Genomic DNA, 8592 nt, shown 5'->3' on the forward strand with positions numbered 1-8592 from the left:
CTACCGAATGGCAGGGCTCGCTCGACCTGGGGCGCAGCGAAGAGGTGGTACAGCTGGATGCCGAGGGTTTCACCTTCCGCGGCCAGCACTATCCCTGGCCGGGCAAGCTGAAGGACCGCACGCTGTACTACTGGGATGGCGAGGAGTTCTCCTCCATTTCCCGCTTCAGTGGCTCGCTGATCAAGCTGGTGCCGACCGAATGGGGCGCACCGACTTTCGAGATCGACGGCATCAAGATGCTGCCGACCTCCAAGCTGTCGCCGTTCGAGGACGCGCGCCGCAAGGTCGAGCTGGTCGCCCCGGCCGGCAAGATGATCCTCGACACCTGCGGCGGCCTGGGCTACTTCGCCGCGTGTGCATTGGAGGCTGGTGTCGGCCAGATCCGCTCGTTCGAAAAGAACGCCGACGTGATGTGGCTGCGTACGCTCAACCCGTGGTCGCCCGATCCGGATTCAGCCGCCGCTGGCGGTCGCCTGCACTTCAGCCACGGCGACGTGTCGCAGCAGATCGAACAGGTGGCCAGCAACAGCGTCGATGCGATCCTGCATGACCCGCCGCGCTTCGGCATCGCCGGCGAACTGTACTCGCAGGTGTTCTACGACCACCTCGCCCGCGTCATCCGCAAGGGGGGGCGCCTGTTCCACTACACCGGCGCGCCGAACAAGCTGACCAGCGGCCGCGACGTGCCGCGCGAAGTGGCCAAGCGCCTGGAAAAGGCAGGCTTCAAGGCCGAGCTGGCGCTGGACGGCGTGCTGGCCGTCAAGCGCTGAGCCTCACTCGCCATCCACCTTGGCCAGCTTCATCACCCACTTCGGCACTTCCGGCTCGCCGGCATAGAACTCCTTGGGCTTGTTCTCGGCCATCGCCCAGCGGTGCAGCCAGCTCGGCCCATAGCGACCGCTGTAGCCCTCCGCACCGCGCGCATAGGCGGGGTCACGCACGGCCTCCTGCAGCGACACGAATCGATAGCCACGACGCTTGGTGGCCGCCACCAGCTCGGCGAACGTCGCCGCGTTGAGTTCGTTGGCATGCATCAGCCACACCTGCGGCACCGCATACCCCAGCAGCGCCAGCGACTGCTTCTCGTAGTAATCCACCTTGTTCAGCATGTACGGCACATAGCCCTTGCGCAGGCTCGCCAGCGTCGCCTCACGCTCAGGTGAGTCAGGCTGCTCGTTCATCACGTTGGCGTAGGCGAAGGCCCACACCCACTCACCGTTATCGACCGTCACCGGCGCAACGCGGTAGCCGTGCTGCTTGAAGAACACGTCCATCGCCGCGCGATCTTCCGGCGTGCGGCCGGCGCGCAGATACGGATGACGCATCCACTGTGGCGCCTGCCCGCGTTCGGCCAGCAGCGGTCGCAACACCTGCTCGCCGCGCAGGAAATCCTGCTGGAACGCTGGCACGCCCTTGGCGTTGAGGTCCATGTGCGACCAGGTGTGGTTACCCAGCTCGTAGCCGGCATCCAGCCAGTCGCGCAGCATCTGCACGCGCGCCGGCTGCACCTTGCCATCCACTTCCAGCTTGTTGCCGTTGACGAAACCGATCACCGGCACGTCAGCCTGGCGCAGCTGCGCCATCAGTGCGGCATGACGCGCCTGCAGATCCGCCGGCACGATCTCATCCAGGCGCGCCCACGGCAGATCGTCAATGGTCACCGCAATGCGCCGATCGACCTCGGCAGCGTGGACGGTGAGTGACAACAACAGCAACGGCAACGCACGCAGGAACAGACGCATCGGTACATCCATGGGATGAGGATGCAGCGACTGTAGCGCGATTGAGCCTTGCAGCCGAGTGTGGGCCAGGTGTTGCGGCGCTGGGCCGAGTCAGCGGGCGATATCCGTACCGGGCCTCAGGGCTGCGTCAATCGCGAAGTAATGCGCCATAACCACAGACCAACCACCATCGCTGCCAGCAACAGCCCACACAGGATGATGGCCAGCGCATCAGGCGCGTGCGGCGGCATCAGGTCCGCCCTGGCGAAGAGCTGCAGCAACCATTGCCGCATCGAGGACGGCAGCTCATGTCCATCCGGTCCCAGATCTGTCATGCACGCAGCCGGCAGTGCAGTGGTGATGCCTTCCCACACATGCTCATACAGTCGCAGCATCGCGCTGGCCAGCAGCAGTGCCGCCGCGTGCAGGGCAAGCAGGCCCCATGTGCTGCGGCGTAGCGGCACATCAACATGGCGCAGCCAGTGCACGCAGACCAGGAGCGTACCCAGCAAAGCAAGCACCAGCGCTGCCATCGGCAACCAGCACAGCGGCTGCCAATCATCCAGCGCACCGGCACGCGCCAGCAGATGCTCGGCCACGTGCAGGCGCGCGCCCTGATCGGTGCCACCACAGGCCAAGGACAGTGGCTCCAGCAGCAGGTCCACGCGGTGATGGAAGTAACCTGCGGCCAAGCCAACCGACAGCAGTGCCACCACCTGCAGCAGCAACAACATCAGGCCAGCGCCGAAGAAGCGCCCGAGGCGGGCAGTGAAGGCAGTCATCGGTGTATCCCCAGCGAGTGACGCGCATGCTAGCCAAGCCAACGGCCGCTGTCGGCTGGCAGATGCGACACCATCGCGGATGACGCGCGATCATGTCCGCTGCATATGCGCTGCATGCGGGAGTGTTGCCGATGGTGGGGCTGCATCTGTTACTGCGGCGCGTCAGGTAGCGCGTCAACCACGCGGCAGTTTCGCCGCCCACATGTTGTCCACCAGGTTCGGGTAACGACGTCCGTTCTCCTCTGCCCGCTGCCGCGCCGCCGCCTTCTGCGCCTCCGTCAGGGGCTGCGTCTTCTGGCCCTTCGGGTTGGGCTTCTTCCAGGGCGGCGTGCGGGCAGTAGGCATGTGCGGATGATGCCGTAGTCGGCGTTATTTCTTCAGGAATTCCAGCAGGGCCAGATTGAAATCATCGGCGTGGCTGGTGTTGCAGCCATGCGGCGCATGCTTCAGCACCACCACCTCGCTGCCGGCGATGGCCGCATGCGTGCGCTTGCCCGAGCCCTCGAACGGCATCGTGGCGTCGCTGTCACCGTGCAGCACCAGCGTCGGTACCGTCACCTTCTTCAGGTCCGCACGGAAATCGGTGGTGGCGAACGCCTTCATACAACCCAGGGCGGCGGTCTGGTCGGACTGATGGGCGAGTGCGATGGCGGCCTGACGCTCGTCCTCGGTGACCATCAGCTTGCCGTCGGCACTGAAGAAGTCGCGGGTGAAGCCGTCGAAGAACGCTTCGCGGTTTTTCTCCAGCCCCTGGCGCATCTCATCGGCCTTTTCCTGGGTCAGCGGCCCGTCCGGGTTGTCCGCGCCCTTCAGCAGGTACGGCGGCACGGCCGAAGCAAACACCACGCTGTGCAGACGGTCCTCACCGTGGTTGGCGATGTAACGGGCCACTTCGCCACCGCCCATCGAGAAGCCGACCAACGTGATATCGCGCAGGCCACGCTCGTCGATCAGGCCGGCCAGATCAGCTGCCAGAGTGTCGTACTCGTAACCATCGGCGGGCTTTTCCGAGCGACCGAAACCTCGGCGGTCATAGCTGATCACCCGGTAGCCGGCATCGCGCAGCAACGGCACCTGGGCCTTCCAAGATTCGGCGGACAACGGCCAGCCGTGGATCAGGATCACCGGACGGCCGGTGCCGCCGGTGTCTTCAATGTGCAGGCGGACGGAGGAGGTAGGCATGGGAGCTCCGGGGGGAAATGAGGACCCCAGCCTAGGCACTCGCGACGGAGACGCCCGTGATGGAATCGGCTCAGGCCATGACATCACGTACACGGGCGCCGGGTCGCACAGGTTCACACCCGCCAGCGCGGCATTGGTCGGACCCTGGCCCCGTTTCGTCAGCGCCCGCTTACGGTGAGACGGCCCCCGTGCCAGTCTGCGCCGGTCCTCAACGGAGCCATGCCATGCTGCTCGCCCTGCCCCTGCTCGCCGCCGCAGTCGCCGGCACCTCCCCCGCCAGCGACACCCTGCGCGAGCAGATCCGCGCAGCCGACACGAAACTGTTCGCCGCAGCGTTCGACAGCTGCGACGCCGACAAAGCCGCCGCAATGACTACCGAGGACATGGAGTTCTTCCACGACAAGGACGGCAAGTCCGCCAGCAGTCGTGCCGACTTCCGTAGCAGCGTAGCCAACCTGTGCGACAACGCGCGCAAGGGCGGCTGGCACCTGCGGCGCGAGCTGGTGGAGAGCTCGCTGCAGGTCTTCCCACTGCAGGACGATCGCGCACTGGAAATCGGCGACCACCGCTTCCATGAGCGTGGCACCGATGGCATTGAACGCTGGACCGGCCAGGCCCGTTTCATCCAGGTCTGGCGCAGGGTGAACGGTCAATGGCAGGCTGAGCGCGTGATCAGCTACGACCACCGCCCAGCGGACAAATGATCGTCAGCGCCGCAGCGCCGCAGCGCCTGCTCAGTCGCGCAGGTTGCGGCCACGCGTGAGCATCCAGCAACCGTAACGTCGCGCGAAGGTGTAGGTGTCTCGCTCGGTGTCGCTGCCGAAGGTCACGCGCTGCCCGGTGTCATCGATCGGCTCGATCAGCGTGGGTGCGTTGTAGGTGCCCGCACGCATGCGCTCCAGCGCGACCGGGTCACGGCTGACCGGCGAAGGCACGAACAGATCGAACGCAGCGAGGTAGCGGTAGCCGAAACGCTTCAATCGCGCGCCGCCCTGTTCCAGCACGACGTGCGTGGGTGCCAGCCCCTGGTGGTCGTCGCGCACGGTGTGCATCGGCACCTCGTACTCCAGCGGGTCGGAGGTGTAGCGCAGGCGCACCCGGTCATCGGCCGGGTCGGCAAAGCGTTGCAGGAAACGCGTGAAGTCCTGCGATGGGCAGGCGGGATCGTCCGCTGCTACCGGCGTGTCAGCCACCGCACTACCTGCGCAGGCCCATAGCCCCACGCCCAGCAGCAACCGCGCAGCCGCCTGCCCCCGTATCCGGTTTGTCTCCCCGTGCACCACGCTCTCCCCCGCTGCCATTGCACCGGACGCCATCCCCTGCGTCACCGGGCCACAGGCTAGCAACAAAGCCGTTAACGGCGCAGCCCGCGACCGTTTTACACTGGCCACATCCGGCCACACGGTAGCGGCCACATGGAGCCCCCAATGACCCCTGACGATTCCCTCCACCAGCAGATCCGCCAGAACGTGGCCGCACTGGACGAGAAGCACGGCCGCGCGTTCGACGCCACCAGCGAGAACGTGGCCGCCAGCCTGGCCGTCAAAGCCCGTGAACAGGGCCTGGAACGCGCCGACCACGTGGTGGTGAGCAATGCCACCGCCAACCACCCGGCCGGGCACAACATCTTCGTGGTGCAGGGCGACCCGGCCAACCCGGCGCACCTGCGGGCGATGCTGCCGACTGCTGAGGCGGCGCAGACGCCGGCTCAGGAGTCATTGCAGAAGCTGGGGCTGGGTGGACAGCAGCCGGTGCAGGCTGAGCAGCAGACGTTGGATGCGCAGGTACAGGATCAGCAGCAGAACCCTGCGCATCGCATGGGGTGAACACCGCCAGGCGTGGATGACCCCGACGCCTGTGGCATGGGCCGCTATCAGCCCATTCGCGGCTGGGCATGCTGCGTCTGCTGTTGCAGCTGATCTTCCTGCGCGACGCGGCTGGACTCGCGGCCCTGATGCTGCACGCTTGCTTGCTGGTACACCTCTTCAACCGTGCCCTGCTGGGCATCGGCGAGCGAAAGCCGCTGGCGGTTCGCTGCAGGGTCCGGTGAGGCGGTGTCGCCCGTGCGCTGCAGAAAAACATAGCCCGGCGAATCCGCCGCACCGCCACTGCTGAAGGCCACCTGCAAGGTATCGCGTTCGGTGTAGCCCCCCTGCACCGCCAATCGTGTCAGGTGGCCCGCCAACAGCTCGGGCTGCTGTCCCGGCGGCAGACCCTGCCGCTCGGCCGCCTCGCCCAGCGCCGCGCGCACCCGCTGGTCGAGCGGATGCAAAGCGTCACCCGGCACACGCGCGTCGTTGGCCACCCGCTCGCCGCTGCGCTCGCCGATGTCGTCGTTGTCGCTCAGGAGGCGATGCTTCCACGTACGATCGGGCATCGGGTTGGTTTTCGTACGATTGAGATCACTGTTGGGGAACGGCGGATCGATGCTGTCGACGCCGTGGATGTTACGCAGCGGACGATAACCGTCCTTGCCCCCACCCTTCATCTCCAGAGGAATGCGGACGTCCGGAAGAAGCTGGCCGGCGGGACCTCCCAGTGCATTCACGTCGATGCTTCTTTTCCGCTCGATGCCCGCGTGGTTCAGCGCTTCCCAGGTGAAGTCCACGCAGTTGTGGCGCACGTCCTGGTAGTGCTTGCTGAAGCCGAACTTCTCCGGATCCGAGCCGAAGGCCTCGAGCTTCCTGTACTGCGCTTCGCTGATCTCGAGGGTGCGGGTGTGTCGTGGGTCCTTATAGACATCTGCGTCGTCCTCCATGATGGCGCCAGGACCATTCATGCTGCCGTGCTCCTTGGGAGCAAATCCGAAGCTCTTCGGGGACTGACCCGGGGCATGCAGGACGTAGAACATGTGGCCAGGTGCTGACGTCTGGGGAACGCCATCCAAGACCTGCTGCTTGCCAGTTTCCAAGTCAATCAAGGGCGTTCCGGGCGCGGCAATGACAATGTCCAGGGTGTAACGCGGCTTGTCCATAAGATGATTCTCCGTTCCTTCAAAGGGATGGGCTATTGGTTACTTACCAGGCAGACGAGCAACATGCACGCGCAAACGCGATGTGTACCGCTGCAACTCCGGCGTCGCCTGCACAGTGCGAACCTGTAGCCGGTAGCGCGAATGGATTTCCACAGGCAGCGCGACGATGCTCAGATGGTATTGGCCGTCACTGCCGGAACGCAGACGGGCGTACTTCCATACGTTTGATGTGTGCCACGCGGGTAGCGGCTTGCCGGCGTTGAGAGCCATGGCCTGGAAGCTGTCATAGGTGGGAACATCCACCCAGGCGCCGTCCACCCAGCGCTGCAGTGACACTTCGAATGGAACATTCAGACCATGCATGTCGGGCGAATTCCCAGCATCAGAATCCTGGCGCCGCAGCTCCAGCCCCAACGAATAGGTGCGATCCGGAATGAAGTTGCGCTCGTTGATTTCAAATTCGAACCATACTTCCTGGCCGGCCTGGTCCACAGCAATCGGCTGCGTCAGGTCCAGCGGCTCGGGCGGTGTGGGGTCACGGCTGGTGCATGCACCCAGTACGGCGCCCAAAGTGATCAACAGGCCGACGCGCAGCCAGCGGTGGATACCCAGCATGATCTAGATCCTTTGGCTCCCTGCCATGGGCTTCAACCCTAGCGGGTTGGCGGTGGGCACTGCAACCGGGCAAAGAAAAAGGCAGGGTCTGCACCCTGCCTTCTTCACGCGTCAGGACGCCGGGCGTGACCCAGCGTCATCGCATCACAGCTGGATCCGCGCCACGCTCTCTTCCGAGCCCTTGGCATCCTTTTCACCGTTCTTGATGCTGACGTACAGCACGTTGTTCTTCGCATCCAGCGCCAGGCTGTTCGGGTGCGTCGGCACGGCGTAGGTGGCCACCTTCTGGTAGCTGTCGCTGTTGTACGCGGTCACCGTACCGGCTTCGCGGTTGGTTACGTACAGGCGCTTGCGCGGTGCATCCAACAGGATGCCCAGCGGGCCGGCGTCGGTCGGGATGCTGGCCAGTTCCTTGCCGTTGCTGCGGTCGAGCACCAGCACGCGCTGGCCAGGATGCTTGCTGACCAGCCCACTGCTCTTGGCCTGGTAACCCCGCAGCATTTCCGAGCCCTGGTCGGTCACGAACAGGCGCTTGCCGGCCGGATCCAGCGCGATGTTCATCGGCTGCTCGGCGGCGATCCTGTGCTGAGCCTCCACCTTGTTGGAGTCGGTGCCGACCACCACCAGATCGGCCAGCAGATTGCTGGTGTACACGCGCTTGTTGGCGGCATCCAACGCCAGGCCCGGCGCCTTGGCATTGCCCAGGCCCGGAATGGTGTTGATCACCTTCAGCGTGGTGGTATCGATCACGAACAGCACGCTGCTCACATCGGGCTGGCTGCTGTGGCCGGTCACGTAGAGACGGTTGGCGGCGCTGTCGACCACCAGTTCGCGCAGGTCGTGGGTGTAGGCGGCCTTGCCGTCCTTGCCGGTCTTCTTCTCCATCAGCTGCACGGTGCCGATGGCCTTGTTCTGTGCGGTATCGACCACGGTCACCGACAGGTCCACGGTGTTGCCCACGTACAGGCGGTTGTGGGCGTCGTCCAGCACCACGCCGAACGCCTTGCGCTCCAACGGGATGCGGGCTTCCACGGCGAGCGTAGTCGGGTTCAGGCGCAGCACCTGGGCCGGGCCGGCGTCATCGCCGAAGCCACCGGACGAGGCAACGAACACCGCGTTCTGCTTGGGGCTGTAGGCCAGCTCGTACAGGCCCTGGGCGACGGCCTGGCGCTGTACGGCGGTGGCGGGGCTGGTGGCGGTGGCGGCGTCAGCGGCGAAGGCGGTCGGAGCGCCAAGGCTCAGCGACACGGCGACGGCCAGCGCGGCCGAACGGAAAAGGGAATTGCGGATCATGCGAGCGTCCTTCAATGGGCACGGA

Annotated in this window: 11 protein-coding genes; 3 read left to right on the forward strand and 8 right to left on the reverse strand. The window is 65.4% G+C overall.

The features are described 5' to 3' along the window. A partial coding sequence (locus tag DBR20_RS11420) for an MnmC family methyltransferase (RefSeq protein WP_108266247.1) occupies window positions 1-770 on the forward strand: 770 nt, incomplete at its 5' end. Window positions 771-773: 3 nt separating this feature from the next. Here DBR20_RS11420 and DBR20_RS11425 read toward each other — a convergent pair. The 4 genes from DBR20_RS11425 to DBR20_RS11435 all read right to left on the reverse strand — a co-directional run bounded on the left by DBR20_RS11425 (window position 774) and on the right by DBR20_RS11435 (window position 3685). Then, the gene (locus DBR20_RS11425; RefSeq protein WP_108266248.1) at window positions 774-1742 is read right to left on the reverse strand and encodes a polysaccharide deacetylase family protein; all 969 of its coding nucleotides are present in this window, start codon (window positions 1740-1742) and stop codon (window positions 774-776) included. A 116-nt stretch (window positions 1743-1858) separates the two neighbouring features. Continuing rightward, complete coding sequence (locus tag DBR20_RS11430) at window positions 1859-2503, reverse strand: hypothetical protein (RefSeq protein ID WP_108266249.1); 645 nt, start codon at window positions 2501-2503, stop codon at window positions 1859-1861. Between the two features lie 174 nt (window positions 2504-2677). Further along, window positions 2678-2848 carry a hypothetical protein gene (locus tag DBR20_RS22125; RefSeq protein WP_099782623.1) on the reverse strand — a complete coding sequence of 57 codons (171 nt, stop codon included), beginning with the start codon at window positions 2846-2848 and terminating at the stop codon, window positions 2678-2680. 24 nt (window positions 2849-2872) lie between these two features. Further along, entirely contained in the window at window positions 2873-3685 is an 813-nt protein-coding gene (locus tag DBR20_RS11435) for an alpha/beta hydrolase (RefSeq protein ID WP_108266250.1), read from the reverse strand. 224 nt (window positions 3686-3909) lie between these two features. On the opposite strand from DBR20_RS11435, the gene DBR20_RS11440 reads away from it, so the two are divergent. After that, the gene (locus DBR20_RS11440) at window positions 3910-4389 is read left to right on the forward strand and encodes a nuclear transport factor 2 family protein (protein WP_108266251.1); all 480 of its coding nucleotides are present in this window, start codon (window positions 3910-3912) and stop codon (window positions 4387-4389) included. A 30-nt stretch (window positions 4390-4419) separates the two neighbouring features. On the opposite strand, the gene DBR20_RS11445 is transcribed toward DBR20_RS11440, so the two are convergent. After that, window positions 4420-4965: a hypothetical protein gene (locus tag DBR20_RS11445; RefSeq protein ID WP_146186994.1), complete on the reverse strand. Its 546-nt coding sequence runs from the start codon at window positions 4963-4965 to the stop codon at window positions 4420-4422. 147 nt (window positions 4966-5112) lie between these two features. Here DBR20_RS11445 and DBR20_RS11450 point away from each other — a divergent pair, with 147 nt between their 5' ends. After that, complete coding sequence (locus tag DBR20_RS11450) at window positions 5113-5511, forward strand: XVIPCD domain-containing protein (protein ID WP_229981001.1); 399 nt, start codon at window positions 5113-5115, stop codon at window positions 5509-5511. A 47-nt stretch (window positions 5512-5558) separates the two neighbouring features. Here DBR20_RS11450 and DBR20_RS11455 read toward each other — a convergent pair whose 3' ends face one another. From DBR20_RS11455 to DBR20_RS11465, 3 genes are all read right to left on the reverse strand, one after another. Beyond that, complete coding sequence (locus DBR20_RS11455) at window positions 5559-6659, reverse strand: hypothetical protein (RefSeq protein ID WP_108266254.1); 1101 nt, start codon at window positions 6657-6659, stop codon at window positions 5559-5561. Window positions 6660-6698: 39 nt separating this feature from the next. Then, complete coding sequence (locus tag DBR20_RS11460) at window positions 6699-7274, reverse strand: hypothetical protein (protein WP_108266255.1); 576 nt, start codon at window positions 7272-7274, stop codon at window positions 6699-6701. A gap of 144 nt (window positions 7275-7418) precedes the next feature. Continuing rightward, window positions 7419-8567, reverse strand: coding sequence for a YncE family protein (locus tag DBR20_RS11465; protein ID WP_108266256.1), 1149 nt, complete (start codon window positions 8565-8567; stop codon window positions 7419-7421). Between the last annotated feature and the right edge of the window lie 25 nt (window positions 8568-8592).

The sequence above is a fragment of the Stenotrophomonas sp. HMWF023 genome, assembly GCF_003060985.1.
Lineage (GTDB): Bacteria > Pseudomonadota > Gammaproteobacteria > Xanthomonadales > Xanthomonadaceae > Stenotrophomonas > Stenotrophomonas lactitubi.